This is a genomic window from Streptomyces sp. NPDC027185, from assembly GCF_055567035.1.
This window is the reverse complement of the sequence record NZ_JBVHRF010000005.1, coordinates 142,482-169,443: the sequence shown is the minus strand read 5'-3', so window position 1 is coordinate 169,443 and position 26,962 is coordinate 142,482. Positions and strand designations below refer to the sequence as shown.

The window sequence follows — 26,962 nt, the reverse complement described above, 5'->3', positions numbered from 1 at the left end:
GTGTCTCACCATGCGGCATCGGCGAGGCGGTTTCCGCCTGCTCGTTAAACTGAGTCGACCGCAGTACCCCCATATCCGGGGGTCCGGGAGGAAACTCCCGAAGAGACAGTTGCGAGGAGCGCACGTGGGCCTTGTCGTGCAGAAGTACGGCGGCTCATCCGTTGCGGATGCCGAGGGCATCAAGCGCGTTGCCAAGCGAGTCGTCGAGGCCAAGAAGAACGGCAACCAGGTTGTCGTGGTGGTTTCGGCGATGGGCGACACGACGGACGAGCTGATCGATCTCGCTCAGGAAGTGTCCCCGATTCCATCGGGGCGCGAGTTCGACATGCTGCTGACCGCCGGAGAGCGAATCTCCATGGCGCTGCTGGCGATGGCGATCAAAAACCTCGGTCATGAAGCGCAGTCCTTCACCGGCAGCCAGGCCGGTGTGATCACCGACTCCGTGCACAACAAGGCACGGATCATCGATGTCACGCCCGGCCGTATCCAGACCTCCGTCGACGAGGGCAACATCGCCATCGTCGCCGGATTCCAGGGCGTCTCGCAGGACAAGAAGGACATCACGACGCTGGGCCGTGGCGGCTCGGACACCACGGCGGTCGCGCTGGCCGCCGCGCTGAACGCCGATGTCTGCGAGATCTACACCGACGTCGACGGCGTCTTCACCGCCGACCCCCGGGTCGTCAAGAAGGCCCGGAAGATCGACTGGATCTCCTTCGAGGACATGCTGGAGCTGGCCAGCTCCGGATCCAAGGTGCTGCTGCACCGCTGCGTCGAGTACGCACGCCGTTACAACATCCCGATCCACGTCCGCTCCTCGTTCTCGGGGCTCAAGGGCACGTGGGTCAGCAACGAACCGCAAGGGGACCAGCCGATGGAGCAGGCAATCATCTCGGGCGTCGCACATGACACCTCCGAGGCGAAGGTCACGGTCGTCGGTGTGCCGGACAAGCCGGGTGAGGCCGCGCGCATCTTCCGCGCCATCGCGGACTCCGAGGTCAACATCGACATGGTCGTCCAGAACGTCTCGGCCGCCTCGACCGGGCTGACGGACATCTCCTTCACGCTGCCCAAGGCGGAGGGCCGCAAGGCCGTCGCCGCCCTGGAGAAGACCCGTGCGGCGGTCGGCTTCGACTCGCTCCGCTACGACGACCAGATCGCCAAGATCTCCCTGGTCGGCGCGGGGATGAAGACGAACCCGGGCGTCACCGCGACGTTCTTCGAGGCGTTGTCGAACGCCGGGGTGAACATCGAGCTGATCTCGACCTCCGAGATCCGGATCTCGGTCGTCACCCGCGCCGACGACGTCAACGAGGCGGTCCGCGCCGTGCACACCGCCTTCGGGCTCGACACGGACAGCGACGAGGCCGTGGTCTACGGCGGCACCGGGCGCTGACCCGCGTACGAGGGACCGGGCGGTCCGCTCCCCGCGTGAGGCGGGGGCGGGCCGCCCGCTCGCGTGTACGGGGCCGACCGGATCAGGGGCGGGCGGCTTCCGGTCGCCGGGGGCGGGTTCCGGAATTGGGGTGTCGCAGCGTCGCCCGCCTGCGACATACTTTGTGAAACGTGTGAAGTTTCTGTGACCGGTCCGGTGGTTCGGGCGTTCCGTAGCTGGTCGGAGACGCCCCGGGCCACCCGGCCGGTGCGTCCCCGGCCACGGGGGAACCGGCGATCGGGAACGGAGCGTCTTGGGTGCTACCCCGCGGGGCGGTGCGGGCGGACGCGACACCCGGGACGGACGGTGCCGGACGGTCGCGACGGACCGGCGGCAGCCCCGTGACAGGTGATACCGGAGTGGACACGTCGGGGCGGACGGGGCACCGAGGAAGAGTTGGGACGCAATGAGGGCAGACACCGCGGCACCGGCGACGGCACCGTACGCGCATGACCCCGAGAGCGCGCCCCGACCGGAAGGCCCGCACCGCGCCCACGCCTCCGGCGGCCCGTACGGCGCCGAGAAGACCCGCGATCCCGAGGACGCGTACAACCCTCGCGGTGGGTGGAGTGTCCAACAGACGTGGCAGAGGTTCTCGCATTCACGATCGCCCCGGCGGGCGCAGCGGGCGCGGCAGTGCGTCCGCCGCACGCCCGTGGCGCCGGGGGCATGCCGGTGATCGCGCCCTGGCCCACCACCCGGCCCGGCCAGCTCCCCTCCCAGCGCGGTGAGACCGACCGGCGCGCCGACACCGACGAGGCCGCCGCCGGCACCACCGTCGACCACCTCACCGAGACCTACCGCGCCCACTACCGCTCCCTGCTCGGCCTCGCCGCGCTGCTCCTCGACGACACCGCGTCCTGCGAGGACGTCGTCCAGGAGGCGTTCATCCGCGTGCACTCGGCCCGCAACCGCGTCCGCGAACCGGAGAAGACCCTCGCCTACCTGCGGCAGACCGTCGTCAACCTCTCCCGCTCCGCGCTGCGCCGCCGCATTCTCGGCCTGAAGCTGCTCGCCAAGCCGATGCCGGACATGGCCAGCGCCGAGGAAGGCGCCTACGACCTGCTCGAACGCGATGAGCTGATCCGGGCGATGCGCGGGCTCCAGCGCCGCCAGCGCGAGGTGCTGGTGCTGCGCTACTTCGCCGACATGACCGAGGCGCAGGTCGCCGAGACGCTGGGCATATCGCTCGGCTCGGTCAAGGCGTACGGCTCCCGGGGTATCGCGGCGCTCCGCGTCGCGATGGAGGCACCGGCATGAACGGCGACACCGTCGACCCGGCCCGCGCACACTCCGGGGCGGGCGATCCCGGCGGCCCGGACCGTGCCGGAGATTTCCTGACTTACGGGAGTGACGGCAGCGACGGGAGCGGTACCGGACCGTCGTCCGGCGGCCCCGGCTGGGCCCACGCGGCCCGCGCCGGCGACGACACGGCCCCAGCACCGGGGAACGGCGGCGCCCGCACCGGCCCCGCAGACACAGTCTCCGCAGGCACGGCCCCCGGCGGGCCGGAAACGGACCCCGGCGACGGCTTCGGCGGCGAGGACGCGCTGCGGCGCCTGCTGCACTCCTCCGTCGGCGACCTGGAACCGGCACCGGACGCCCTCGACCACCTCCGGCACGCCGTACCCGCCCGCCGCCGGCGCCGCCGCCACGCCGTCGTCGGCACGGTCGCCGCCCTGCTGCTCGGCTCCACCTCCATCCCGGCGATGGTGCAGGTTGCCCACCTCGACGACGCCCCCGACGACCGGCCCGTGAACGCCGCGGGCAACCGGCGGACCGGACCCGCGGACGGCGCCCCGGACGGCGACCCCGTACGCCCCGGACAGCAACCCTCCGGCAGCGGCGGGGGCACCGGCGGCGCCGGACGCACCGACGGCGGCCACGGTCGGCCAGCGTCGTCCCACAGCCCCGGGGACGGTCCCGGCGCCGGCAGTCCCGACCCGTACGAAACGATGGACGTCACCTCCCCGGCGTGCGGCCGCGACCAACTCGGCAAGGGCACCGGCCGCGTCGCCCCCGCCGATGCCAAGGGCCGCGTCTACGGCGCCTTCCGCGTCGTCAACACCTCCGCCACGGCCTGCTCCGTCGACGGCGGCGGCACTGTGGACGTCACCCCGCAGGGCTCCGCCGACGCCACCCGCATCCACATCGTCGACCACACCAGCGGCGACGAGGCCACCGGCCTGCCCGACCCCGCCACCGCCCCCGACCAGCTCGTTCTCAAGCCCGGCCAGGCGTACGAGGTCAAATTCGCGTGGATACCGGCGTCCGGCGGCTGCGCCGGGACGGGGCCCTCGCCGACGCCCTCCCCGTCCAGCCCCGCGGCCGGTTCCCCCGCCGCGGCGGACGGCAACGAGAGCACGGGCGGCGGCCAGGGCGGCACCACCCCCGGCGGCAACGGCGGCGGCTCGGGCGGCGACGGCGCCGCACCCGGTGCCGTCGTCCTCAGCCACACCCCCGAAGCGGGCGAACCGGCGGCAGCCGACACCACCCTCACCGACGCCTGCGCCGGGACGGTCTACCGGACCGGGATCCTCAACGCGAAATAGCCGCCGACCCGGGCCGACACGGGGGAGGGACCGTTCCCCCGACCTGGAAAGGGCGGTCGGCCGGGTGCCGCAGGCACCTCGGAACGAGGCGGCCGCGGGCTTGAGGAGAGGTCCCTCCCGTAGGGGCGGACCGCCGGTCCCCGTGGGGGCCTGCTGTACGGGGCGTCCCGCGGGGAAGGCGGACCCCGTGCGGGGACGCGGGCCGGGCCACGTACCGTTGACGGCGTGTACCGGTTCCTGCTGACCCCGCGGTGGTGGGGGATCAACGTCTTCGCCGTACTGGCGATCCCCTTCTGCATCTTCATGGGCAGCTGGCAGCTCGGCCGCTTCGAGGACCGCGTCGACTCCCACCGGCAGCAGGCGGACCGGACCGCCGCCGCCGAAACGGCCGCCGCCCGGCCCCTCGCCGACCTCCTCCCCGTCGACCAGGTCACCTCCGGACGCCAGGCCCGCGCCCGCGGCACCTACGACGCCGGGCACCAACTGCTCGTCCCGGACCGCACCCTCGACCGCAAAGCAGGCAGCCGCCCCGGCTTCTACGTCCTGACGCCGCTGCGCACCGACGACGGCAAGGCCCTCCCGGTCGTCCGCGGCTGGCTCCCCGGCGACGCGGACAACCCCGCCGACACCGCCAAGGTGCCCGCACCGCCCACCGGCGAGGTGACCGTCACCGGCGCCCTCCAGGCGTCCGAGAACATCGACACCAACGGCGTCCGGGCCGGCGGCGGCCTCCCCAAAGGCCAACTCGGCATGATCAGCGCCGCCTCGCTGGTCAACATCGTGCCGTACCCGGTCCACGACGCCTGGATCACGCTCGGCGACACCACCGCGCCGCTGAAGGCCGTACCGCCGGCCGCCGCGGAAGGCAGCGGACTCGACCTCAAGGCGTTCCAGAACCTCGGCTACACCGGCGAATGGTTCGTCTTCGCCGGCTTCGTCGTCTTCATGTGGTTCCGGCTCTTCCGCCGCGAGGCGGAAGCGGCCAGGGACCTGGAGCTGGGGATCGGGGAGGGGGCGGGGGAGGTGGCTTAGGGGGCTTCCCCCTCCCCCCTCCCCTCCCACCCCGCCCCGCCCCGCCCCACCCCACACTCGCGCGTGACCGCGTGACCGCGTGACCGCGTGACCGCGTGACCGCGTGACCGCGTGACCGCGCGATCACGCCCGCGACGGTGCCCGCAGAGCCGACCGCGACCGGCGCCTTCCCCCCCGCCCCATCCGGCACCGCCCACCCGGGCCGCCTCACGCTCCCGGCCTCCAGCCCGCGCCCCGAATCACCGCCACCGCGGGCACGGGCCGCCAGGAAATACCCCCGCACCCGGCCCCGCTGGCTCTCCACCAGCCCGCGGCCGGTCCGGCCCCCCCCATCAGCTCAGTTGCTGCCTCCCTCTCCTTCTCCCTCCCCTTCCTTCCTCTTCAGGTACCGCAGGGCGAAGTCCAGTTCCAGGCGGACCTGCTTGATGCGTTCCTCGACGACGAGGGAGCCGTGGCCCGCGTCGTAGCGGTAGACCTCGTGCGGGTGGGCGCGCTGTTCCAGGCGCTCGACGTAGTTCTCCACCTGCCGGATGGGGCAGCGGGGGTCGTTGACGCCCGCGGAGATGTAGACGGGGGCGCGTACCGCGTCGACGTAGGTGAGCGGGGAGGAGGCCTCGAAGCGTTCGGGGACCTCTTCCGGGGTGCCGCCGAGGAGGGTGCGGTCCATCGCCTTGAGGGCTTCCATCTCGTCGTGGTACGCGGTGACGTAGTCCGCGACGGGGACGGCGGCGAGGCCGAGGGCCCAGGCATCGGGCTGGGTGCCGAGGCCGAGCAGGGTGAGGTAGCCGCCCCAGGAGCCGCCGGAGAGGATCAGCCGGTCCGGGTCGGCCAGGCCCGAGGAGACGGCCCATTCGCGGACCGCGGCGATGTCCTCCAGCTCGATCAGTCCGACGCGGTGCTTGAGCGCGTCCGTCCAGGCACGGCCGTAGCCCGTCGAGCCGCGGTAGTTGACGCGGACGACCGCGAAGCCGTGGTCGATCCAGGCGGCGGGGGCGGAGGCGAACGCGTCGCTGTCGTGCCAGGTGGGCCCGCCGTGGATGTCGAAGACGGTGGGGAACGGGCCGTCGCCGGCGGGCTGCTGGACCAGGGCGTGGATCGTGCCGCCGGGCCCTTCCACCCAGGCGTCGGTCACCGCGACCGAGGCGGGGGCCTTCCGGCCGGGCGGGTCGAGGACGACGGCGCCGCTGGTGGAGCGGACCTCCGGGGGGCGGGCGGCCGACGACCACAGGAACTCCACGGCGCCGTCGGGCCGGGCGGTCGCGCCCGACACCGTGCCCGCCGGGGTGTCCACCCGTGTCAGCCCGGAGCCGGTCCGGCCGTCCGCGCCGAGGTCGTAGCGCCACAGCTCGCTGCGGGCCTGGTATTCGTGCTCGATCAGCAGGGCGGAGCCGTCGGGGTACCAGTCGGCGCCGACATCGCCGGGGAGGTCGATGTCGAGTGCGGTCTCGACGCCGGTCAGCGGGTCCCAGATCATCGGCTCCCACCGGCCGCGCCGCTGGTGGCCGACGAGCAGCCGGGGGTCGCCGTCGACCGGCGCGAAGCCCATCACGGACAGCCCCAGCTCCTCGGTGCCGCCCTTGGTGTCGTCCAGCTCGGCGACGGCCGAGCCGTCCGGGCGGACGACGCGGATCGCCGAGTGCATCGCGTCACCGTGCTCGGTGTGCTCGATCGCGATCAGCGCACCGTCGTGGGAGTAGTCGCCGACGCCCGCCGACTCCTGGTGGCGGTAGATCTCCACGGGCGCGGTGCCCGGCCGGACGACGTGGATCGTCGAGCCTTCCTCGTCCGTGGAGCGGCCGATGACGGCGGAACCGTCGCGCCCGAGGGCGAGCCCGGCGGGGTAGGAGGGGGCGAGGCCGGGTGCGGCCGGTTCGTCGGCGCCGCCGCCGAACGGCTGGCGCATCCACACCCCGAACTCATCGCCGTCGGTGTCCGAGAACCACCAGATCCACTCGCCGTCCGGCGTCAGTGTGCCGTCCGTGGTGCCGTTCGGCCGGTCGGTGGCCTGACGCTGACTGCCCGAGGCACGGTCCCATGCGTACAACTCGAAGGTGCCGGTCGCGTTGGAGACGAAAAGGGAGCGGTCCGGGGCGTCCTGCGCCCAGTCCGGCAGGGAGACCCGGGGGGCGCGGAACCGCTGCTCCCACTCCGGCACGCCGTCGGTGGTGGCCGCGGAGGAGTGCGGCAGCGGGGAGCCCGGCGGGTCGGTGGGGGTGGCGGCGGTGTCTGTGGTCTCGTCAGTCATGGCCCCATTCTGCGCCCGGTCGCAGAAATCGTGGTGGCGGGCGTCCACGCCTGTGGATAACTTCGTCGGCATGCGAAGACACACCGGTCCCGACGACTGGCGCGAGGCCAACCGCGCGAGGTGGGACGAGCGGGTCCCCCTCCACCTGGAGAGCGACTACTACGACCACGAGGGGTTCCGCGGCGGCCGGGACACGATCCGTGCCTTCGAGGCGGCGGAGGTCGGCGACGTCACCGGCCGCTCCCTGCTGCACCTCCAGTGCCACTTCGGGCAGGACACCCTCTCGTGGCTGCACCGCGGTGCCTCCCATGTCGTCGGCCTGGACTTCTCCGAGCCCGCCGTCGAAGCGGCCCGTGACACCGCCGCCGGTCTCGGCCACGACACCGACCGCGCCTCGTTCGTCACCGCCGACGTCTACGACGCGGCCGAAGCGGTGCCCGACTCCTCCTACGACATCGTGTACACCGGTATCGGCGCGCTCAACTGGCTGCCCGACGTGGAGCGTTGGGCCGAGACGGCCGCCTCCCTCGTCGCGCCCGGCGGTTTCCTCTACCTCGCCGAGTTCCATCCGCTGTGCGACGCGCTGGACGACTCCACGGGCTCCTACGTCACCCACGACTACTTCAGCCGCGACGCGTGGGTGGAGGAAACCCCCGGTACGTACACGGACTTCGGCGCCCCGACGGTCCACAACCGCGCCGTGGAGTGGCAGCACCCGATCGGTGACGTGGTCAGCGCGGTCGCCGCGACCGGGCTGCGGATCGAGTTCCTCCACGAGCACGACATGACGATGTTCCAGCGGTTCGGCGCGCTGCAACGCGGCGACGACGGCTTCTACCGCCTCCCCGCCGACCGCCCCCGCATCCCGCTCATGTACTCTCTCAAGGCCACCCGGCCCGCCTGACGGGCGAGGGGCGCCCCGGGACCCGGGAGCGCCCCCACGGCGACCGGCTATCCGGTGACCCGGGCCAGCGCGAAACCGTCGTAACCCTTGGGGCCGACCGTCTGGATCGCGGTCGCCGACAGCTTCGGGTGCTCGGCCATCATCTCCAGGCAGCGGCGGGTGCCCTGGATGACGGGCTCGGCGGAGCCGGCGTCGGCGACCTTGCCGTCCCGTACGACGTTGTCGCAGATGATCAGGGAGCCGGGGCGGGTGAGCCGCAGCGACCACTCCAGGTAGTGCGGGTTGTTGGGCTTGTCCGCGTCGATGAAGACCAGGTCGAACGGCTCGGCACCCTCCTCCGCCAGCGCGGCGAGCGAATCGAGTGCCGGGCCCACACGGACCTCGGCCACCCCGGACAGACCCGCCCGGTCGAGGTTGGCCCGCGCGACCCCGGCATGCTTCGCGTCCGCCTCCAGGCTGATCAGCCGCCCGCCGTCGGGGAGGGCGCGGGCCAGCCAGATGGTGCTGTAGCCGCCGAGGGTGCCCAGTTCGAGGATGCGGTGCGCGCCCTGGGTCTGCGCGAGGAGGTGCAGCAGCTTGCCCTCGGTGGGGGAGACGGCGATCTCGGGCAGCCCGGCGGCGGCGCTGTCCCGCAGCGCGGCGTCGAGGGCGTCGTCGGGCGGGGTGAGCAGGGAGGTGAAGTAGTCGTCGACGGCGTTCCACTGGTGCTCGGACACAATGATCCCTTCACACTTCTAATTAGCTTCGCTAAGGAAGGTACAGGGCGCGAGCTGCGGTGTCAGGGGATTACCTGCCGGGGGCACCGGATCCCGCCACCGGTCGGGGCGGCCCTCTCCGGACCGTCCGTGGGACGGCGCCGGTCCGCCGCCACCGACTCCGTGCCGCTCCTGGCGATCCGTACCGGGCGCGTCCGTCGTGGGGCGTCGCCTCCGCGTTGTGCGAGGCGGCGGGGAATGCCGAATGCGGAGGGTGAATCGGAGGTGTCCGGGCGGCGGGCGCCGGATGACTCCCGACGAGCCGGAGTGGCGGCCCCAATTTCTGACGTAACGTCAAATGGCTTCCCTGGTTAGCAGAAAAGAGAGCGGGCCGGGCGCTTTTCCGTATTGCTGGCGCGCTCTGTGTCGGCGGGTCCGAAAACGTTCGGGCCTCGGGTTAAACATCGCGCCGGACGATGTCACCGCATCGGGGTAACAGTGGCGCTTTTATTTGCGTGGATGGGGCGACCTGGCTCTTTACTGGTCCCCGGGAGTCGGACGGAATTCTGAAATCCGTCCGCTTTTTTCCCCAATTCCCCCGCGCCCCACCCTCTTTCCACTTCTCCCGGTTGGCCCGCGTAACCCGAACACCCCTTGCGAAGGAGCGCTCTCCAGATGACCGTCGAGACCGGCCCGGAAGCCCAGCCGGCCACCTCCCCGCAGACCAGCCTGAGCACCGCGGCTGCCCGCAATCTCGCCACCACGACCAAGTCCGCACCGCAGATGCAGGAGATCACCTCCCGCTGGCTGCTGCGGATGCTCCCCTGGGTCGAGGCGAAGGGCGGCGCCTACCGGGTGAACCGCCGGCTGACCTACACCGTCGGCGACGGGTACATCGAGTTCGTCCAGGACGGCGCCGGTGTCCGGGTGATCCCCCGCGAACTGGGCGAACTCGCCCTGCTGCGCGGCTTCGACGACGAAGAGGTGCTGAAGGCCCTCGCCGACCGCTGCGTCCAGCGCGACTTCCGCGCCGGAGAGGTGCTGGTCGAGCGCGGCACCCCCGCCGAGCGCATCCACCTCGTCGCCCACGGCCGGATCAGCCAGACCGCCGAGGGCAAGTACGGCAGCGATGTACCCGTCAACATCGTCGCCGACGGCGGGCACTTCGGCGAACAGGCCCTCATGCACGGTGAGGCCACCTGGGAGGCCACCGCCACCGCGGAGACCGCCGGTACGCTCCTGACTCTCTCCCGCGCCGACTTCGACGCGGTGGCGGCGGGCTCGCCGGCCCTCCAGGCCCACATCGAGAAGGTCCGCGCCCTGCCCCACCAGCGGCAGAACCGTCACGGTGAGGCCGAGATCGCGATGTCGGCGGGCCACACCGGCGAGCCCGAACTCCCCGGCACCTTCGTCGACTACGAGCTGAAGCCCCGCGAGTACGAACTCTCCGTCGCACAGACGGTCCTGCGGGTCCACACCAGGGTCGCCGACCTCTACAACGGCCCGATGAACCAGACCGAGGAACAGCTCCGGCTCACCATCGAGGCGCTGCGCGAGCGCCAGGAGCACGAGCTGATCAACAACCGCGAGTTCGGTCTGCTGCACAACGCCGCCTTCAAGCAGCGCATCCAGAGCCACTCCGGTCTGCCCACCCCGGACGACCTCGACGACCTGCTCTCCCGCCGCCGCGGCACGAAGTTCTTCTTCGCCCACCCCAAGGCGATCGCCGCGATCGGCCGGGAGTTCAACGCCCGCGGCCTCTACCCGGACCACGTCGACCTCGGCGGCCAGCAGGTCCCCGCCTGGCGCGGCGTCCCGATCCTGCCGTGCAGCAAGATCCCGATCAGCAAGGAGAACACCAGCTCCATCCTCGCCATGCGCACCGGCGAGGAGAACCAGGGCGTCATCGGCCTGCGCCAGACCGGCCTGCCGGAGGAGTACGAGCCGGGCCTGTCCGTGCGGTTCATGGGCATCAGCGAGCAGGCGATCATCTCGTACCTGGTCTCCACCTACTACTCCGCCGCCGTCCTGGTGCCCGACGCGCTCGGCGTGCTGGAGAACGTACAGATCGCCCACCGGCGCTAGGACGGACACGCCGGAGGGGCGGCGCCCGCACCGGGGCCGCCCCTCCTCGCCGGGCCGCCCCCGGGTGAGCCGCCCCGGGGCGGGCCCGCGCACCCTCCCCGGAGCGGGCCCGCCCCGCCCCTCCGTACCGGCGGGCCTGCGGGAAGGCGCAGGTCAGAGCCCGGGGTGCCGTAGGAGGGCCACTGCGGGACGGCCCGCGGCCACCAGCGGCCGTAGCCGCGCAGCGCCCTGGCCCGCCCTGGGGCACGCACCCCGTCCGTCCCGGGCGAGTACCCCCGTCCGCCCCAGGGCGAGCACCCCGGGCGCCCTCGGGCCCGCACCCGGCGCGAGCGCCCTCCCGGGGCCCGGCACCCGGGACAGCCCACCACACCTCAGCAAGGAGTTACGGATGTCCGACCCCGGGCCCTCCCCTCTGCCACCGGGACTCCCCGCCCTCGCGGCCCGCACCGGGAGCCGCCCCGGCACCACCGGCCCCGCAACCGGCGCCCGGCCCGCGCTGCCCGGCCCGCCCTCCTTCGCCCGGACCCGCCCGGCGGACCCGCCCGCAGCTCCGGCGGGCGCCCGGACCGCCCCGCTGGCACCGGAGGACACCGTCACGGTCCGGCGCTCCGCCTTGGCCCGGATCCTGAGCGGACCCACCGGCCTGGGCACCGCGAGCCTCCACCCGTGCCGTACGGAACCACCGGCGCCCGCGGCCCCCGCCGTACCCGGAACGCCCGAGGCCACGGGCGCGCCCGCGGCGGGCACACCGGTCCCCGGGCTCTACCACCACCCGGTGCCGGAGCCCGATCAGGCGCGCGTCGAAGAGGTCAGCCGGCGGATCAAGCGGTGGGCGGTCGACGAGGTCCAGGCGTTCCCGCCCGAGTGGGAGGACCAGTTCGACGGCTTCTCCGTCGGCCGCTACATGGTCGCCTGCCACCCGGACGCGCCCACCGTCGACCACCTGATGATCGCCACCCGGCTGATGGTCGCCGAGAACGCCGTCGACGACTGCTACTGCGAGGACCACGGCGGCTCACCCATCGGCCTCGGCAGCCGCCTCCTCCTCGCCCACACCGCCCTCGACCCGCTGCACACCACCGGCGAGTACGAACCGGCGTGGCTCGAATCCCTCGGCTCCGACGCCCCGCGGCGCGCCTACCGCTCCGCCATGGAGTACTTCGTCCGCCAGTCCAGCGCCTCCCAGGCCGACCGGTACCGGCACGACATGGCCCGCCTGCACCTCGGCTACCTCGCCGAAGCGGCCTGGTCCCAGGAGGACCACGTCCCGGAGGTGTGGGAATACCTGGCGATGCGTCAGTTCAACAACTTCCGCCCCTGCCCCACCATCACCGACACCGTCGGCGGCTACGAACTCCCCGCCGATCTGCACGCCCTGCCCGCCATGCAGCGGGTCATCGCGCTCGCCGGCAACGCCACGACGATCGTCAACGACCTCTACTCGTACACCAAGGAACTCAACAGCCCCGGCCGCCACCTCAATCTCCCCGTGGTGATCGCCGAACGTGAAGGCGTCTGTGAGCGGGACGCCTATCTGAAGGCCGTCGAGGTCCACAACGACCTCATGCACACCTTCGAGTCCGAAGCCGCCGCCCTGGCCGCCGACTGCCCCGTACCGACCGTGCTCCGCTTCCTGCGCGGGGTCGCCGTATGGGTCGACGGCAACCACTACTGGCATCAGACCAACACCTATCGATACAGCCTGCCCGACTTCTGGTAAGAATTGGATTTTTTCTGTGACCAGCACCGAGCTCTCCACCGGCACCTCCGTCTTCATCCCCGCCGCGGCCTCGCCCTATCAGGGGGACATCGCCCGTTACTGGGACCAGGAGGCCAGGCCCGTGAACCTCCGCCTCGGCGATGTCGACGGGCTCTACCACCACCACTACGGCATCGGCGACGTCGACCACAGCGCACTCGGCGACCCAGCCGACAGCGCCTACGAGAAGAAGCTGATCGCCGAACTCCACCGCCTGGAGTCGGCCCAGACCGATGTCCTCCTGGAGAACCTCGGCGCCATCACCGGCGAGGACACCCTCGTCGACGCCGGCTGCGGCCGCGGCGGCTCCATGATCATGGCCCACCAGCGCTTCGGCGCCCGCGTCGAGGGCGTCACCCTCTCCGCCAAGCAGGCCGACTTCGCCAACAACCGCGCCCGCGAGCTCGGCTTCGAGGGCCACGTCCGTGCCCGCGTCTGCAACATGCTCGCCACCCCCTTCGAGACCGGCCAGGCCGCCGCCTCGTGGAACAACGAGTCGAGCATGTACGTCGACCTGCACGACCTCTTCGCCGAGCACTCCCGCATCCTCAAGGTCGGCGGCCGCTACGTCACCATCACCGGCTGCTGGAACCCGCGCTACGGCCAGCCCTCGAAGTGGGTCTCCCAGATCAACGCGCACTTCGAGTGCAACATCCACTCCCGCCGCGAGTACCTCCGCGCCATGGCCGACAACCGCCTCGTCCCCCAGGCGGTCATCGACCTCACCCCCGCCACTCTCCCCTACTGGAAGCTGCGCGCCACGTCCTCCCTGGTCACCGGCATCGAGGACGCCTTCATCAACTCCTACGAGGACGGCTCGTTCCAGTACGTCCTGATCGCGGCGGACCGGGTCTGACCCGGACCTGACCGCACCGGACCGAAGGGCCCGGCACCGTCACCCGACGGTGCCGGGCCCTCCGGCCGCGACGATCCGCCGCAGCGTCTCGGCCCGCTCGCGCTCCTCGCCGTCCTCGGCCTGCTCCCCGTTGGCGGCGAGCCACGCCGCGGCATGGGCGACGACCTGCCCCCGCCACGGACCGGCGGGCGCCTTCGTGAGCAGACGGCACAGCAGGAACGACGCGCGTTGCTCGGCGGCGTGCCCGTCGAGCCAGGGCACGGACCGCCGCCCGGCGCCGTCCCACTGCTCCGGACCGAGGTCGTCGCGGCGCGCCAATGCGTTGAGCACGCCCAGCGGCGACCCACCGTGGTGACACAGCTCGTCGATCATCGCGAAGGTCTGCTCGATCAGCCTTGCCCGCAGGGCGCCGTCGGACGGGAAGCCGTACGACAGCAGCGAGTTCAGCACGGCGCGCCGGTCCTTCCGGGGCCACCTGCCGCCCGTCAGCCACTCCAGCGACCAACGGACGACGTCCTCGTGTTTCTCGGTGGGGCGCCGGGGCTGCCGCAGCAGGCCGCTGAAAATCTCTTTCAGCTCCGGGGCCGTGTGCCCCCGCTCCGTGAGCAGATGCCTGACATGCTCGGTCGCCGCCCTGGCCTGGGCGACGGTCAGGCGGTCGCTGCGGACGAGCGGGCCGATCAGCGTGTGGGTGCGCTCGACGGGGTGCCGGTCGAGCCATTCCAGGGTGAGGGCGACGGCCCGCCGGAGCAGCGGCCGGGCAGCGTCAGCTCCTGGCCCAGGATGCTCCGGAGCGTCCGGTTCTCAGCAGGGGTGCCGCCGCGGGACGCCTCCAGCGCGGCGAGCGCCTGCGCCACCCCCTCATGGCCGGCCTCCACCGGCACCCGGGGGGGGGCGCTGCGGTCGCCCTTGCGCCGCGCCCGGCCGAGGGCGCTCAGCGCGGCGTCGGCCCGCTGGTCGAGCTGCCGCTGCCGGGCCGGTACGGGCGGGCCCTCCCGGTCGCGTACGGCTTCGCTCCCGGGAGGAGCCGTCCACCACCGGCGGGCGTACGCGTCCTCCGCCGGGGTGAGGTCCGGGTGCCGCAGCAGTGGTTCGGCGACGTAACGGGCCCTGCCCCGGGAGCCGTTGGACTCCAGCCAGGCCAGCGCGTGCGCACGCGCCGCGCGCCCCTGGTCCTCGGTGAGCCCGCCCTTCAGCGTGAACAGCCGGATCAGGACCCGGCCCGCCGCCTCCTGCCGGCAGTGCTGCTCCAACCAGAACAGCGTCTCGCGGACCAGTGCGGGCAGCGCGGGCGTCCCCGCGAAGGCCCGCAGCAGCGTGCTCAGCAACACCGCCGACGGCCGGGGATCCGCCCCGGGCGCCGTCACCGCCCCGTACAGCTCGTCGAGGGACTCCCGCCACGGTGCCCGGCGGGCCATGGCGGTGAGGGTGCCCCGCCCGCCCTCGTACGGACCGAGCAGCAGCGGGTCCAGCCGCTGGGCGTGCCCGGCCAGCCACCTCCGGCAGAACGTCGCCATCAGCGTGCGCTTCTGCGGGTCGAGACCGGACACGAGCCGGGCCAGATGCCGGACGAACTGCCGGAAGACCCGCACCTCACCGGAGAGCGCGGTGAACACCTCGGGGCGTCCCCCGTCATCTCGTCCCCGGGCGGCAGCATCCTTCTGGAATGCCGGGAATCCGACCCCCGTCGCCTCCACCGGGTTCAGGCCCCGGTGCAGAGCCCGCAGCACGGCGGGCGGCAGCGGCGCGTGCTCCCGGTCGAGCACCAGCAGCGCCAGGTCACGCTCCGGGTAACGGACCACCGACCGTACGGAGGTGCAGGGCGCTGCCGCGCCGTCGGACCGGACGGCGATCGCACAGGGCGCCTCCGGGACGACGTGATCAGCCGTGAGCACCAACCCGCCGGCCGGCAGAAATCCCGAACCGGCGAACCTGGGAGCCGAGTTCGTCACCGTCGCGATCCGGACCACCCTGCTCAGTGTGGCGTCCCGCACCTGCCGCACCCCCGCTCGTTCCCTCACGGGGCCCGGCCCGGCCCCGCCCTCCTGGCGACGCGGCCCGCTACTGGTCCCGTTCCCCGGCGGGCGCCCGCGCCGGCAGCGGTTCCCCCGCCGCGGTACGGACCGAGAGCTGGAGCGAGACGGTGTGGGTGGTGGTGTGCTCGGAGGACGCCTCGCCGTCGACGCTGGCCACCCACTTGATACCGGCGCCGACGCCCTTGCTCTTCTTCAGCTCCACCTTCATGTCGAGAGTGACCGACTCGACCCCGAACCGGATCTCCTCCCCGTCCCCCTCGGCCACCGCCACGGCCAGCTCCTGCCGCAGTGCCGTGAGCGCCTCGGCGATGCCGATCTCCGTCATGGACGTCAACCTCCCGTAGAACCCCGCGTGTTGACGCCATGGATAGGCAACCGGCCCGTGCCCTGGCCCCGGAGGCCGGGCACGGGCCGGTACGGCGGGCGCCGTCAGACGCCGAGGTCGAAGACGGCCGAGCGGGGCGTGACACCGGTGGCGATGCTGACGCCCTGCAGATGGCTGGTGTGCAGGCTGGGCAGGGCCCCTTCCCCGAACGGACCGCTGGTCAGGCCGGTGCCGCCGTGGGTGGGCAGCTGGGCGACGAAGCCGGTGTGCGAGTCGTTGATCTTCAGCAGACCGCCGTTGGACAACCGGCTGACGACCTCCTCGATGACCTCGGGGTCCTGCGCCCACAGGGAGTTGCGCAGACCGTAGGCGTTCCGGTTGAGGAAGCCGATCGCCTGGTCGAGCAACGGCGTCGGTGCGGCGGCCTCCTCCGGGGTCGGCACCACCACGCACATCAGCGGGAAGAACGTCTCCTCCGTGACGGCCGTCAACTCCCGCGCGGCGGCGAGCCCGTCGATACGTACCACCGTCGGCGCGGCGAAGAAGCCGTCGGGGTCGGGCGTGCCGTCGAGCCCCGTCATGTATCCGCCGGTGACGACGGTGGCGCCGGCGTCGGTGCACTGCTCCACCGCGGCCAGGAACTCCGCCTTCCGCAGCACCGGGCTGGTCACGACCTCGGGATCGTCCGGCAGCCCTGGGCGCACCGCGCGGGCCTCCTCGGCCAGCTGCCCGAGGAGCTGATCGGCGATGTCGGGGTGCGCGAGGGCGTAGCGGGGCACCATGCAGATCTGCCCGGCGCCGTGGAAGCACTCGGCCAGCGCGCGGGCGGCCAGGTCGGTCTCGGCGTCCCGCCAGACGAGGGCGCCGTCGTTGCCGGACAGTTCCAGGACGGGCTTCTTGCCGCGGGTGAAGCAATCGATGCCGACCTGACGCCCGCGCTCGGCGGAGCCGAAGTAGTAGATGTCGTCGACGTCGTCGCTCTCCAGCCACGTGGCGAGCAGACCCGCGGTGGGGGCGCACACCACGCTGAGGATGCCGGGCGGGGCGCCGAGCGACTCCAGGATCGGCGCGACGATGCGCTGGTAGATGTGGGCGACGCCGAGGGGCGCACTGCGCGGGGCGCCCACGACGAGCGCGTTGCCCGCGACCAGCGCCCACAGCCCCATGCAGCCGTTGCTCAGCGCCGCGTTCTTCGGCGGACTGAGGCAGACCACCCCGTCGGCCTTCCGGATCAGCCGGACCTCCCGGTCCCCGGTCGTGCCCCGGCTCTCCATCAGCGAGGCCAGCCGCTCCAGACTCTCGGGCGCGGCGGAGTGGATGATGCCGGACAGCTCCCAGCGGGCCAGCCGCGGCGGATGACCTTCCTGGCCGAGCAGTTCGACCAGTTCGTCGAAGTTGTCGAGAACGGCCTGTCGGAAGGCGGCCATCAGGGAGATGCGCCGCGCCAGCGGGGCCGCCGCCCAGACCGGCTGTGCCTCGCGGGCGGCGCGGAGCGCCTGATGTATCTGCTCATCGGTGGCCATCGCGACACGGCCCGCCATGGTGGGCTCCTGGGCGGCGGGATTTTCTCCGGCGTCCAGTTCGCCCTTGCGCGTCAGTACGGACAGCGGATCGGTGAGGAAAGTCGAAGCATTCGGAACATGGACGAAACCTTTGCCGTCGAGTTCCTCGCCCGCGATATGGACTCGATATGTACGCATGACCCACTCCTTGGCGGAGTGCCGCAAGGACTGTGCCCGGCGGCGGTTACGGGGGAATTGTTTCGCTACGGTCCGCACTCCTCAGGCCGCGGAGACGGCCTGGTCAGCATGGATGAGCCGGCGCCGAAGCCGGCCACCGCGCTGATCACCCTAGAACTGTTGACGGGAAATATCACTAGTCCATTTCACAGACTGGACGCCTGTTCGGTGAAAGCCCCCGACGTTCCACTGAAAGCCTCCGGCAACCCCTTGCGCCGATTACTGCCGGATGATCCCGCTACGGGAACAGGTGTAATTCTGACCGAACTTCCGCACCAGCACCGATGGTGTGACGTGCGGCACGCGAGAGGGCTCGCAGTATTTTTCCGGGAACTCCCTTATGGAGAAAGGGAATTCAAAACGAACGGGCGGACGCGACCGGCACGGACCTCCTCTCCCCGTCGGCGCCGGCCAGGGAGAACGCCTGTGGCCTGCCTTCGGCGAACAGCGGGGCAGGCGCCGCGCGGGGCAGCGCCCCCGCATCCGGTCCGCTCACGCCGGTCGCGCCGCCGCCCCCGCCCCGACGACGCGAATTCGGAGCCCCGGCCACCGTCCAGGACCGGCGGCGACGGCCTGCCCCCGCCGCCGATGCCGCACCCGTACGACCGGTCAGAACACCCGCACTCGCAGACGCGTCGCCGACCCGGCCCGCCTTGCCCGCGACTCCAGCGGGGCCACCCGGCGGAAACCGGAAGGAGCGCCGGGAAAACAGCATGAGACATACGCCACACGCTCGGCGGCCCCGCCGGGAGAGCCGGAATCGGACGGGGCGGAGGAGCCCTTTCCGGGATTCCTCCCGCAGGTTCTCCGGAAATGCGCCAGGGCCCCGATCCGCTTTCGCGGACCGGGGCCCTGATCTGTTCCTTCAGTCGGGGTGGCGGGATTTGAACCCACGACCTCCTCGTCCCGAACGAGGCGCGCTGCCAAGCTGCGCTACACCCCGAAGCAACGAGCTCTACTTTAGCGGACTGATCCCCAGAGGTGAAATCCGCTCCCGGGAGCCGACCGCGGGGCGCCTCGCCCGGGGGCCGGTGGGCAAGGCGCGGCGGGTCACTCCTTGGCGGTGAGGGTGAGGAGAGTGGCCTCGGGCGGGCAGGCGAAGCGGACCGGGGTGTAGCGGTTGGTGCCGCAGCCCGCGGAGACGTGCAGGAAGGACGTCCGGCCGCCGGTGGTGTGGGTGGACAGGCCCTTCACCCGGTCGGTGTCGAGATCGCAGTTGGTGACGAGCGCCCCGTAGAAGGGGATGCAGAGCTGACCGCCGTGGGTGTGCCCGGCGATGATCAGCGGGTAGCCGTCGGCGGTGAAGGCGTCCAGGGAGCGCAGGTACGGCGCGTGGACGACGGCCAGGGAGAGATCGGCGCCGGACTCGGGGCCGCCGGCCACCTCGGCGTAGCGGTCCCGCTTGATGTGCGGGTCGTCCAGGCCGGTCAGGGCGATCTCGATGCCCTCCAGCTTCAGCCGGCCTCGGGTGTTGGACAGGCCGACCCACCCGGCGGTGTCGAACGCGTCGCGCAACTCCTCCCACGGGTTGTGGACGACGCCGACGGCGGGCGCGTTGCCGTTCAGCCCGTGGCGTCCCTGGACCTTCTCGATCAGGTAGCGGGCCGGGTTGCGCAGCTTGGGGCCGTAGTAGTCGTTGGAGCCGAAGACGTAGGCGCCCGGGAACTCCATCAGGGGGCCGAGGGCGTCGAGGACCTCGGGGACGCCCTCGGGGTCGGAGAGGTTGTCCCCGGTGTTGATCACGAAGTCGGGGCGGAGCCCGGCCAGCGACTGCAGCCAGTGCCGCTTCTTGCGCTGACCACTCACCATGTGGATGTCGGAGACCTGCAGGACGCGCAACGGCCGCATACCGCGGGGCAGTACGGGCACGGTGACGCGCCGCAGGCGGAACGAGCGGACCTCGAAGCCGGCGGCGTAGGCCAGGCCGGCCGCGCCGACTGCGGTCAGGGACAGGGGAACTCCGTATCGCGCGCGCATGGTTCCATCGTCGCAGAGCGGCGGGCCGGGAGCGCCGGGCCCGGTCGCGTACGGCGTTCCGGCTGTTCACGGGGGCGGGCCGGGGCGCGGGCGGGGGAAAAGGCGCGGCGGTCGCCGGTGGGGGCGGGCATACTCGACGGCATGACCACGCTCAAGTCCAAGCTCCAGGATGACCTCACCGTCGCGATCAAGGCGCGCGACGAGCTGCGCTCCTCGACCCTCCGCCTCACGCTGACCGCCATCAACAAGGAAGAGGTCGCGGGCAAGGAGGCGCGCGAGCTGTCCGACGCCGAGGTCGAGAAGATCATCGGCCGGGAGGCGAAGAAGCGCCGCGAGGCCGCGGAGGCGTTCGACAAGGGCGGACGCGGTGAGCAGGCCGAGCGGGAGCGGGCCGAGGGCGAGGTCCTCGCCGGCTACCTGCCCAAGCCGCTGACCGATGAGGAGCTGGAGAGCCTGGTGGCCGCCGCGGTGGCGGAGGCCGTGGGCCACGGCGCCGAGGGACCGCGCGCCATGGGCGCCGTCATGAAGATCGTCAACCCGAAGGTGGCGGGCCGGGCCGACGGCGGCCGGGTCGCCGCGGTCGTCAAGAAGCTGCTGGCGGAGTAGACCGGGCGCGCGGTCCGGCCGCGCCCCGTACGCACGCCGAAGGGGCGCCCTCCCAGCGGGGAGGGCGCCCCTCTTCGGCGTGCGTACGCGGGCCTCAGTGGTGCTGCTGGAGGCGGCCCAGTATGTCGGGGAAGTGCCAGCCGCCGCCGGGCTTGCCGTGGCCGTTGCCCGGCTTCCCCGGCTTGCCCTTGCCGCCGCCCTTCCCCTTGCCCTTGCCGTCGTCCGCCGGCCGGTCGTCGCCGGGATCGTCGATCTGGACCGTCGGCAGGCCCGGTGCCGGACGTCCGGCGAGGGCGCCGTTCATCGCGTCGCGCCAGATGGGGCCGGGGGTGTCCGCGCCGTAGACCTTGTCGTGGAAGGTGCCGCCGATGGTGATGTTGAACATCTTCCGCTTGTGCATCGGGTCGCCGACCCACACGGCGCCGGCCATGTTCGGGGTGTAGCCCACGAACCAGGCGGCGTAGCGGCTGTCGCTGGTGCCGGTCTTGCCCGCGCTGTCGCGGCCCTGGAGGCCGGCCTCCTTACCCGTACCGTCCTCGACCACGCCCTTGAGCAGGGCGTTTATCGTCTTGGCGGTGTTCTCGGACATCGCCGGCTTGCAGTCGGTCTGCGGGACGGGCATCGGCTTGCCGTTCGCGTCGGTGATCGAGGCGATCGCGACGGGCGTGCAGTACGTGCCGTTGTTGGCGAAGGCGGCGTACGCCGCGGCCATGGTCAGCGGCGACATCTCCTGGACGCCGAGCGTCATCGACGGCACTTCCTGGATCGGCTTGCCGTCGGCCCGCTCGATCCCCAGCTTGTCGATCATCTTGACCGCCGGGCAGATGCCCATATCGCTGATCAGCTGCACGAAGTAGGTGTTGACCGACTTCGCGGTCGCCTCCTTCATCGCGTACGGGCCGACCTCCGACCTGTTCTCGTTCTGCGTCGCGTCGTGCCCCTGCCACTCACCGTTGCAGGTCTGCACCGGGCTCGGGTACTGCATCCGGTACGGCGACGAGTACTCCTGGTACGGGCTCATGCCCTGATCCAGCGCGGCGGCGGCGACCAGCGGCTTGAACGTCGAACCGGGCTGGTAGCCGGCGCCGCCGCCCATGTCGTGGTTGACGGAGAGGTTCATCACCGTTTCGTTCTTGCCGAACCCGTAGGGGCGGGACTGGCCCATGCCGAGGATCTTGCCGGTGCCGGGCTCCACGATGGTCGCGGCGCTGGCGACCTGGTCGGCGCTGTAGACGTGACCGCCTATCGACGCCTGGACGGACTTCTGGGTCTGCGGGTCCAAGGTGGTCCGGATGGTCAGACCGCCCTGGTTCCACCGCTTCGCGCGGGCCTTGGCGGTCTTGCCGAACGTCTTGTCGTTGAGGAAGACGTTACGGACGTAGTCGCAGAAGAAACCGGCGCCTTCGGTCGCGGTGATGCAGCCGCTCTTGGGCCGGCTGACGGCCAGTTCGATCGGCTGCTTCGCCGCCTCGTCCGCCTGCGCCTGTGTGATGTCCTTCAGGTCGGCCATCCGCTGGAGCACGGTGTTGCGGCGGCGGGTGGCCTCGTCGCGGTTGTTGAGCGGGTCGTAGCGCGTCGGGGACTGCACGAGACCGGCGAGCAGCGCCGCCTCACCGAGACCGAGGTCCTTGGCCGACTTGCTGAAGTACCGCTGGCTGGCGGCCTCGACGCCGTACGCCTGCTGCCCGAAGAAGGTGATGTTGAGGTAGTTCTGCAGGATCTTGCGCTTGCCGAGCTCCTTCTCCACCTGGATCGCGTACTTCAGTTCCTTGATCTTGCGGCCGATGGTCTGCTGCGTGGCCTGCGCGACCTTGTCGGGGTCGTTCCCGGCTTCCTCGATGAAGACGTTCTTCACGTACTGCTGCGTGAGCGTCGAGGCGCCCTCGGAGACGCCGCCGGACTGCGCGTTCTTGTTGACCGCGCGCAGGATGCCCTTCATGTCGACCGCGCCGTGCTCGTAGAAGCGGGCGTCCTCGATCGCGACGATCGCCTTCTGGATGTACGGCGACATGTCCTTGAGGTCCACGACCGTGCGGTCCCGGGAGTAGATCTTGGCGATCTCGGTACCGTTGGCGTCCTGCACGATGGTGCGTTCGCTCAGTGGTGGCGCCTTGAGGTCCGAGGGGATCTCGTCGAACCCTTCGACGGTGCCCTTGGCCGTCAGGCCCAGTGCTCCGGCGGCGGGAAGGGCGAGACCCGCGAGAACGGCTCCGGCCAGCACGCTGACGCCCAGGAATCTCGCGGCCTGCTGGGTCTTGCTCAGACCCCTGCCGTCGCGCTTCTTACCCATGAGGACACCCTACGTTCTCAATCGCCGGACAGGGGCGCAACTGTTCGCCTACGCTGTTTCACATCTGTCACAGCGGAGCTTCCCGCCCCAGCGTGCCCGTCCTTCCCCTCCCGTCCGCCCGCGCACGAGGCCGCGCCCCGAACATCCGCTCGTATCGCCGGAATTCCGGTATGTACCCGGCGACCTGCCCCGCGATGCGAGAAAAGCGATGTATGCCGCTCGCTCACTCCGTTGGGTGATCTGCCGCGTACGCATAGTCCGTTAGGACCATTCAAGATTGGGCCCGAAGGGGGTGTTGCGCCCTGCCTGCCTTCCGTAACGTCCTCAACTGGCGACGGTGAATATGCCGTTCGCCGCCGTGGGGGAGCCTCGATTCGGGAGAGGACGGCGCCAGCATGAGCTGGGTAACCGACTGGAACGCACAAGCAGCCTGCCGCACCACCGACCCGGACGAACTCTTCGTCCAGGGGGCGGCCCAGAACCGGGCCAAGGCCGTGTGCACCGGATGTCCGGTACGCACCGAATGCCTCGCCGACGCCCTGGACAACCGGGTGGAGTTCGGCGTCTGGGGCGGTATGACCGAGCGCGAGCGCCGTGCGCTGCTGCGCCGCCGTCCGACCGTGACGTCCTGGCGGCGTCTGCTGGAGACGGCACGCACCGAGTACGAGCGCAGCACCGGCATGCTGCCCGTGGAGTGCGAGGACGAGAGCTGCGACACCTACGCGGCGGTCAGCTGACCGATCCGCCCGGGGAACCGGACCGGCGAGGCGTCAGAACACCAGCCGGATCGCGAGTGCATGCCCCGGCAGTACGTCCGCCCTGCCCGTACGGCGGCAACGTGCCTGGTGCGAGGAGCGGATGCGATGGGCCGAACCACCGGGCCGTGCGCGGTGGAGCGGCTGGGAAAGTGGTGTCAGTCGGGGGCGTCGGTGTGCGCGGGGTCGAGGGCGAGACGGTCGCCGATCAGCCGCAGACCGTCGAGGTCGTGGACGTCACCGGGGAGCGCGGCGATCTCGGCGACCGGGACCTCCGGATGCAGTGCGGTGAAACGATCCCGCGTGCGGCGTTCACGGTCGAGGACCTGCATGCGCTCGGCGTGCAGGCGCAGAAGTCCGGCGGCGAGGTGTTCGGCGGAGACCGCGGGAGACGCGGGAGGCGCCGCCAGGGTGGGAGAGGGGCCGTCGGCGGTACCGGAGGCAGCCTTCCCGCCGCCCTGATCCACAATGCCGTCCGCGCCAAGATTTTCCGCCGCTTCCGGGTCCGCCCCGGAGGGAGCGGCGGGCTCCGCGCCGCACTCCGGCGCCCCCTCGCTCTCCTCCGCGGCGCGGTCCGTCAACGTCTCGGCGGCGGCCAGCGCCCGCTCCGCGCTCAGTGTCGCCGCGCCACTGCCGTGCACACGGTTCAGCACGAGGCCGGCCAGCGGCATCCGCTCGGCCGCCAGCCGCTCCACGAAGTACGCCGCCTCCCGCAGCGCGTCCCGCTCCGGGGCGGCGACCACCAGGAACGCCGTGCCGGGAGCCTGGAGGAGCCGGTACGTGGCGTCCGCACGGGTGCGGAAACCGCCGAACATCGTGTCCATCGCGGCGACGAACGTCTGCACATCGCGCAGTAGTTGACCGCCCATCAGCTTGCTGAGGGTGCCGGTCATCATCGACATACCGGCGTTGAGGAACTTCATCCCGGCCCGGCCGCCGACCTTCGCCGGAGCCATCAGCACCCGGATGAACTTGCCGTCCAGGAACGACCCGAGACGCTTGGGCGCGTCCAGGAAATCCAGCGCGGAGCGGCTGGGCGGGGTATCGACGATGATCAGGTCCCACTCGTCGCGGGCGCGGAGCTGGCCGAGCTTCTCCATGGCCATGTACTCCTGCGTACCGGCGAAACCGGCCGACAGGGACTGGTAGAAGGGGTTCTCCAGGATGGCGCGGGCCCGGCCGGCGTCCGCGTGGCCCTCGACGATCTCGTCGAAGGTGCGCTTCATGTCCAGCATCATCGCGTGCAGCTCGCCGCCGGCCGCACCATCGACGCCCTTGACCTGGCGGGGGACGTTGTCCAGCTCGGAGATGCCCATGGACTGGGCGAGCCGCCGGGCCGGGTCGATGGTCAGGACGACGGCCCGGCGCCCGCGCTCCGCGGCACGCACGCCCAGCGCCGCGGCCGTGGTGGTCTTGCCGACGCCGCCGGAGCCGCAGCACACCACGATGCGGGTGGCCGGATCGTCGAGCAGCGCGTCGACCTCCAGCCACGGGGCCGGGGCGTCCAGCGTCGGATCGTCGGCGGTCATATGGGCCCCTGTCTCCGCAGGTCTCTCGCCAGGCGGTAGAGACCGGCGAGGTCCACTCCCTCGGGGAGCAGCTCCAGCTCGTAGGTGGGCAGGCCGAGCGCGGTCAGCTCGGCGTGCTCGGCGCGCTCCAGATCGACGCGCTCGGCGTGCTCACGGGCCTGCTCCAGCAGCGGATCGATCAGCCGCTCGGCCAGCCCGCCGCGGCGCGCCCCGCCCAGCCCCGCCTGGGAGAGCGCCTTGGCGACGCCCGCGCGGGCGCCCCGGGCGGCGATGTCGAGATCGCCGGTGCCGAGGACGGCGGGGCGGGTCATGTTGATGACGATGCCGCCGACCGGAAGCCCGGCGGCGCGCAGCTCCGCGATACCGTCCGCCGTCTCCTGGACCGGCATCTCCTCCAGGAGCGTCACCATGTGCACGGCGGTCTCGGGGGACTTCAGCACCCGCATGACGGCTTGGGCCTGATTGTGGATCGGGCCCATCTTGGCCAGCCCCGCGACCTCGTCGTTGACGTTCAGGAAGCGGGTGATGCGGCCGGTGGGCGGGGCGTCCATGACCACCGCGTCGTAGACGTACCGGCCCTGCTTGTCCTTGCGGCGCACCGCCTCGCACGCCTTGCCGGTCAGCAGGACGTCCCGCAGGCCCGGGGCGATGGTGGTGGCGAAGTCGATCGCGCCGAGCTTCTTCAGGGCGCGGCCTGCGCTGCCGAGCTTGTAGAACATCTGGAGGTAGTCCAGCAGTGCGCGCTCGGCGTCGATGGCGAGGGCGTGCACCTCACCGGGGCGGCGTCCGCCGCGGGCCGCGTCACCGGCCGACGCGCCGTCCGGCCCCGGCGCCACGGCGATCTTGCGTTCCTCGTACGGCAGCGCCTCGGTCTCGAAGACCTGGGCGATGCCCTGCCGGCCCTCGACCTCGACCAGGAGGGTCCGGCGGCCTTCGGTGGCCAGGGCAAGGGCGAGTGCGGCGGCGACCGTGGTCTTGCCGGTGCCGCCCTTGCCGCTGACGACATGGAGCCTGCTCACGTCAAGGAGCCTAACCAGTCCCCGCCGCGGCTACGCACGGGACGACCCCGGACCCGCCCCGGGGATGCCCCCTAGGGGGTCGGCCCGCACCGTCACGCTCACCCTCACCGTGTGTGACGAAGGGACGGACGAGGTGCCGGCGGAGTCTTCCCCCGTCGAGCGGGGTCTCGCTGCCGAGAGGCCGGGGGGAGGCGGGGAATTTCCGGGCGCGGCCGGTGACGCGTGGCAATGGTTCGCCGCCTTCGCCGGAGTGGAGGCGGGGGCCGCCCTCCCCTCGCCTGCCCGGCCCGCCGCAGGGGCCGGGCGGCGGGCGGTGAGGAAGAGCGGAAGGGCGCGGTCCGGCCCGTCCGGCCCCGCCCTCCCCGGCGGAGGGCGGACAGCCGGGGGCGGCGGCGTGAGAGGCCGTCCCGGCAGGCATTACGCTCGCTCCATGACCAAGTGGGAATACGCTACCGTGCCGCTTCTCGTACACGCGACGAAGCAGATTCTGGACACCTGGGGCGAGGACGGCTGGGAGCTGGTCCAGGTCGTTCCGGGCCCGAACAACCCCGAACAGCTGGTGGCCTACCTGAAGCGGGAGAAGGCGTGAGCGCCGTCGAGGCGAGGATCGCGGAGCTGGGGCTGAAGCTCCCCGAGGTCGTGCCGCCGCTGGCCGCGTACCAGCCCGCGGTGCGCTCCGGGAACCACATCTTCACCTCCGGCCAGCTGCCGATGGTGGACGGTGCCCTGCCCGCCACCGGGAAGGTCGGCGCCGAGGTCACGCCCGAGGCGGCCAAGGAACTGGCCGCGGTCTGCGCGCTCAACGCGCTGGCCGCGGTGAAGTCCGTCCTCGGCGACCTGGACCGGATCCAGCGGGTCGTGAAGGTCGTCGGCTTCGTCGCCTCCGCGCCCGACTTCACCGGACAGCCCGGGGTCGTCAACGGCGCCAGTGAGCTGCTCGGCGAGATCCTCGGCGACAAGGGCGTGCACGCCCGGTCCGCGGTCGGCGTGGCGGTGCTGCCCGTCGACGCGCCCGTCGAGGTCGAGATCCAGGTCGAGATCGCGGAGTAGCGGTCCGTACGCCGGTCGTCCGGCCCGCACCGGTGAGCTGGCGCGGGCCGGATGCCGTACGGGGCCGGGCGGG

22 protein-coding genes and 1 tRNA gene are annotated in these 26,962 nt (G+C 71.9%); 12 read left to right on the top strand and 11 right to left on the bottom strand.

The annotated features are described in order from the left end of the window. Positions 1–124 precede the first annotated feature (124 nt). The 4 genes from ACZ4M8_RS18025 (at position 125) to ACZ4M8_RS18010 (ending at position 5,019) form a co-directional block, all read left to right on the top strand. Positions 125–1,396, top strand: coding sequence for an aspartate kinase (locus ACZ4M8_RS18025; protein WP_391645975.1), 1,272 nt, complete (start codon positions 125–127; stop codon positions 1,394–1,396). Positions 1,397–2,017: 621 nt separating this feature from the next. After that, positions 2,018–2,695, top strand: a complete 678-nt coding sequence (locus ACZ4M8_RS18020; protein ID WP_467608351.1) for a SigE family RNA polymerase sigma factor — start codon at positions 2,018–2,020, stop codon at positions 2,693–2,695. After that, positions 2,692–3,987 carry a hypothetical protein gene (locus ACZ4M8_RS18015; protein WP_467608349.1) on the top strand — a complete coding sequence of 432 codons (1,296 nt, stop codon included), beginning with the start codon at positions 2,692–2,694 and terminating at the stop codon, positions 3,985–3,987. Before ACZ4M8_RS18020 ends, ACZ4M8_RS18015 begins: the two co-directional genes overlap by 4 nt. 225 nt (positions 3,988–4,212) lie before the next feature. Further along, the gene (locus ACZ4M8_RS18010) at positions 4,213–5,019 is read left to right on the top strand and encodes an SURF1 family protein (protein WP_467608346.1); all 807 of its coding nucleotides are present in this window, start codon (positions 4,213–4,215) and stop codon (positions 5,017–5,019) included. Positions 5,020–5,356: 337 nt separating this feature from the next. Here the strand turns inward: ACZ4M8_RS18010 and ACZ4M8_RS18005 are convergent, their stop codons facing one another. Then, complete coding sequence (locus ACZ4M8_RS18005) at positions 5,357–7,264, bottom strand: S9 family peptidase (protein WP_467608343.1); 1,908 nt, start codon at positions 7,262–7,264, stop codon at positions 5,357–5,359. A gap of 70 nt (positions 7,265–7,334) precedes the next feature. Here ACZ4M8_RS18005 and ACZ4M8_RS18000 point away from each other — a divergent pair, with 70 nt between their 5' ends. Next, complete coding sequence (locus ACZ4M8_RS18000) at positions 7,335–8,168, top strand: class I SAM-dependent methyltransferase (RefSeq protein ID WP_467608341.1); 834 nt, start codon at positions 7,335–7,337, stop codon at positions 8,166–8,168. A gap of 47 nt (positions 8,169–8,215) precedes the next feature. Here ACZ4M8_RS18000 and ACZ4M8_RS17995 read toward each other — a convergent pair whose 3' ends face one another. Continuing rightward, on the bottom strand, positions 8,216–8,884 hold the full coding sequence (locus ACZ4M8_RS17995) for an O-methyltransferase (RefSeq protein WP_467608339.1): 669 nt from the start codon (positions 8,882–8,884) through the stop codon (positions 8,216–8,218). A gap of 654 nt (positions 8,885–9,538) precedes the next feature. Between ACZ4M8_RS17995 and ACZ4M8_RS17990 the strand changes: the two genes are divergently transcribed. The 3 genes from ACZ4M8_RS17990 to ACZ4M8_RS17980 all read left to right on the top strand — a co-directional run bounded on the left by ACZ4M8_RS17990 (position 9,539) and on the right by ACZ4M8_RS17980 (position 13,563). Continuing rightward, positions 9,539–10,948 carry a family 2B encapsulin nanocompartment shell protein gene (locus ACZ4M8_RS17990; RefSeq protein WP_467608338.1) on the top strand — a complete coding sequence of 470 codons (1,410 nt, stop codon included), beginning with the start codon at positions 9,539–9,541 and terminating at the stop codon, positions 10,946–10,948. 388 nt (positions 10,949–11,336) lie between these two features. Next, the gene (locus ACZ4M8_RS17985) at positions 11,337–12,668 is read left to right on the top strand and encodes a family 2 encapsulin nanocompartment cargo protein terpene cyclase (protein WP_467608335.1); all 1,332 of its coding nucleotides are present in this window, start codon (positions 11,337–11,339) and stop codon (positions 12,666–12,668) included. 16 nt (positions 12,669–12,684) lie between these two features. Next, entirely contained in the window at positions 12,685–13,563 is an 879-nt protein-coding gene (locus ACZ4M8_RS17980) for a geranyl diphosphate 2-C-methyltransferase (RefSeq protein WP_467608333.1), read from the top strand. Positions 13,564–13,602: 39 nt separating this feature from the next. Here the strand turns inward: ACZ4M8_RS17980 and ACZ4M8_RS17975 are convergent, their stop codons facing one another. The 6 genes from ACZ4M8_RS17975 to ACZ4M8_RS17950 all read right to left on the bottom strand — a co-directional run bounded on the left by ACZ4M8_RS17975 (position 13,603) and on the right by ACZ4M8_RS17950 (position 19,640). Next, positions 13,603–14,013, bottom strand: a complete 411-nt coding sequence (locus ACZ4M8_RS17975; RefSeq protein WP_467608330.1) for a hypothetical protein — start codon at positions 14,011–14,013, stop codon at positions 13,603–13,605. A gap of 230 nt (positions 14,014–14,243) precedes the next feature. Next, positions 14,244–15,515 (bottom strand): S1 family peptidase, encoded by a 1,272-nt coding sequence (locus tag ACZ4M8_RS17970; protein WP_467609138.1) that lies wholly within the window; start codon positions 15,513–15,515, stop codon positions 14,244–14,246. A gap of 109 nt (positions 15,516–15,624) precedes the next feature. Continuing rightward, the gene (locus ACZ4M8_RS17965; RefSeq protein ID WP_467608328.1) at positions 15,625–15,924 is read right to left on the bottom strand and encodes a trypco2 family protein; all 300 of its coding nucleotides are present in this window, start codon (positions 15,922–15,924) and stop codon (positions 15,625–15,627) included. A 104-nt stretch (positions 15,925–16,028) separates the two neighbouring features. Continuing rightward, complete coding sequence (locus ACZ4M8_RS17960) at positions 16,029–17,624, bottom strand: aldehyde dehydrogenase family protein (RefSeq protein WP_467608327.1); 1,596 nt, start codon at positions 17,622–17,624, stop codon at positions 16,029–16,031. A gap of 908 nt (positions 17,625–18,532) precedes the next feature. Beyond that, positions 18,533–18,606, bottom strand: a tRNA-Pro gene (locus ACZ4M8_RS17955). A 107-nt stretch (positions 18,607–18,713) separates the two neighbouring features. Continuing rightward, entirely contained in the window at positions 18,714–19,640 is a 927-nt protein-coding gene (locus tag ACZ4M8_RS17950) for a metallophosphoesterase (protein WP_467608324.1), read from the bottom strand. A gap of 141 nt (positions 19,641–19,781) precedes the next feature. On the opposite strand from ACZ4M8_RS17950, the gene ACZ4M8_RS17945 reads away from it, so the two are divergent. Next, positions 19,782–20,246 carry a GatB/YqeY domain-containing protein gene (locus ACZ4M8_RS17945; protein WP_467608323.1) on the top strand — a complete coding sequence of 155 codons (465 nt, stop codon included), beginning with the start codon at positions 19,782–19,784 and terminating at the stop codon, positions 20,244–20,246. Positions 20,247–20,340: 94 nt separating this feature from the next. Here the strand turns inward: ACZ4M8_RS17945 and ACZ4M8_RS17940 are convergent, their stop codons facing one another. Next, positions 20,341–22,536 (bottom strand): transglycosylase domain-containing protein, encoded by a 2,196-nt coding sequence (locus tag ACZ4M8_RS17940; protein ID WP_467608321.1) that lies wholly within the window; start codon positions 22,534–22,536, stop codon positions 20,341–20,343. 395 nt (positions 22,537–22,931) lie between these two features. On the opposite strand from ACZ4M8_RS17940, the gene ACZ4M8_RS17935 reads away from it, so the two are divergent. Continuing rightward, entirely contained in the window at positions 22,932–23,273 is a 342-nt protein-coding gene (locus tag ACZ4M8_RS17935; RefSeq protein WP_467608318.1) for a WhiB family transcriptional regulator, read from the top strand. A gap of 176 nt (positions 23,274–23,449) precedes the next feature. Here the strand turns inward: ACZ4M8_RS17935 and bagB are convergent, their stop codons facing one another. Together bagB and bagA are read right to left on the bottom strand one after the other, a co-directional pair. After that, positions 23,450–24,820: an ATPase BagB gene (bagB, locus tag ACZ4M8_RS17930; protein WP_467608316.1), complete on the bottom strand. Its 1,371-nt coding sequence runs from the start codon at positions 24,818–24,820 to the stop codon at positions 23,450–23,452. Beyond that, entirely contained in the window at positions 24,817–25,839 is a 1,023-nt protein-coding gene (gene bagA, locus ACZ4M8_RS17925) for an ATPase BagA (protein ID WP_467608314.1), read from the bottom strand. Before bagA ends, bagB begins: the two co-directional genes overlap by 4 nt. Positions 25,840–26,269: 430 nt before the next feature. Between bagA and ACZ4M8_RS17920 the strand changes: the two genes are divergently transcribed. Continuing rightward, complete coding sequence (locus ACZ4M8_RS17920) at positions 26,270–26,428, top strand: DUF4177 domain-containing protein (RefSeq protein WP_003967454.1); 159 nt, start codon at positions 26,270–26,272, stop codon at positions 26,426–26,428. Then, positions 26,425–26,889: a RidA family protein gene (locus ACZ4M8_RS17915; protein ID WP_399087740.1), complete on the top strand. Its 465-nt coding sequence runs from the start codon at positions 26,425–26,427 to the stop codon at positions 26,887–26,889. Before ACZ4M8_RS17920 ends, ACZ4M8_RS17915 begins: the two co-directional genes overlap by 4 nt. Positions 26,890–26,962 lie beyond the last annotated feature (73 nt).

What these genes read in the sequence shown, in the direction of transcription:
- ACZ4M8_RS17940 (WP_467608321.1), bottom strand. Translation starts at nt 22,536, where the DNA reads ATGGGTAAGAAGCGCGACGGCAGGGGTCTGAGCAAGACCCAGCAGGCC.
- bagB (WP_467608316.1), bottom strand. Translation starts at nt 24,820, where the DNA reads ATGACCGCCGACGATCCGACGCTGGACGCCCCGGCCCCGTGGCTGGAG.
- ACZ4M8_RS18000 (WP_467608341.1), top strand. Translation starts at nt 7,335, where the DNA reads ATGCGAAGACACACCGGTCCCGACGACTGGCGCGAGGCCAACCGCGCG.
- ACZ4M8_RS17990 (WP_467608338.1), top strand. Translation starts at nt 9,539, where the DNA reads ATGACCGTCGAGACCGGCCCGGAAGCCCAGCCGGCCACCTCCCCGCAG.
- ACZ4M8_RS18015 (WP_467608349.1), top strand. Translation starts at nt 2,692, where the DNA reads ATGAACGGCGACACCGTCGACCCGGCCCGCGCACACTCCGGGGCGGGC.
- ACZ4M8_RS18005 (WP_467608343.1), bottom strand. Translation starts at nt 7,264, where the DNA reads ATGACTGACGAGACCACAGACACCGCCGCCACCCCCACCGACCCGCCG.
- ACZ4M8_RS17950 (WP_467608324.1), bottom strand. Translation starts at nt 19,640, where the DNA reads ATGCGCGCGCGATACGGAGTTCCCCTGTCCCTGACCGCAGTCGGCGCG.
- ACZ4M8_RS17985 (WP_467608335.1), top strand. Translation starts at nt 11,337, where the DNA reads ATGTCCGACCCCGGGCCCTCCCCTCTGCCACCGGGACTCCCCGCCCTC.
- ACZ4M8_RS17960 (WP_467608327.1), bottom strand. Translation starts at nt 17,624, where the DNA reads ATGCGTACATATCGAGTCCATATCGCGGGCGAGGAACTCGACGGCAAA.
- ACZ4M8_RS17945 (WP_467608323.1), top strand. Translation starts at nt 19,782, where the DNA reads ATGACCACGCTCAAGTCCAAGCTCCAGGATGACCTCACCGTCGCGATC.
- ACZ4M8_RS17920 (WP_003967454.1), top strand. Translation starts at nt 26,270, where the DNA reads ATGACCAAGTGGGAATACGCTACCGTGCCGCTTCTCGTACACGCGACG.
- ACZ4M8_RS17935 (WP_467608318.1), top strand. Translation starts at nt 22,932, where the DNA reads ATGAGCTGGGTAACCGACTGGAACGCACAAGCAGCCTGCCGCACCACC.
- ACZ4M8_RS17965 (WP_467608328.1), bottom strand. Translation starts at nt 15,924, where the DNA reads ATGACGGAGATCGGCATCGCCGAGGCGCTCACGGCACTGCGGCAGGAG.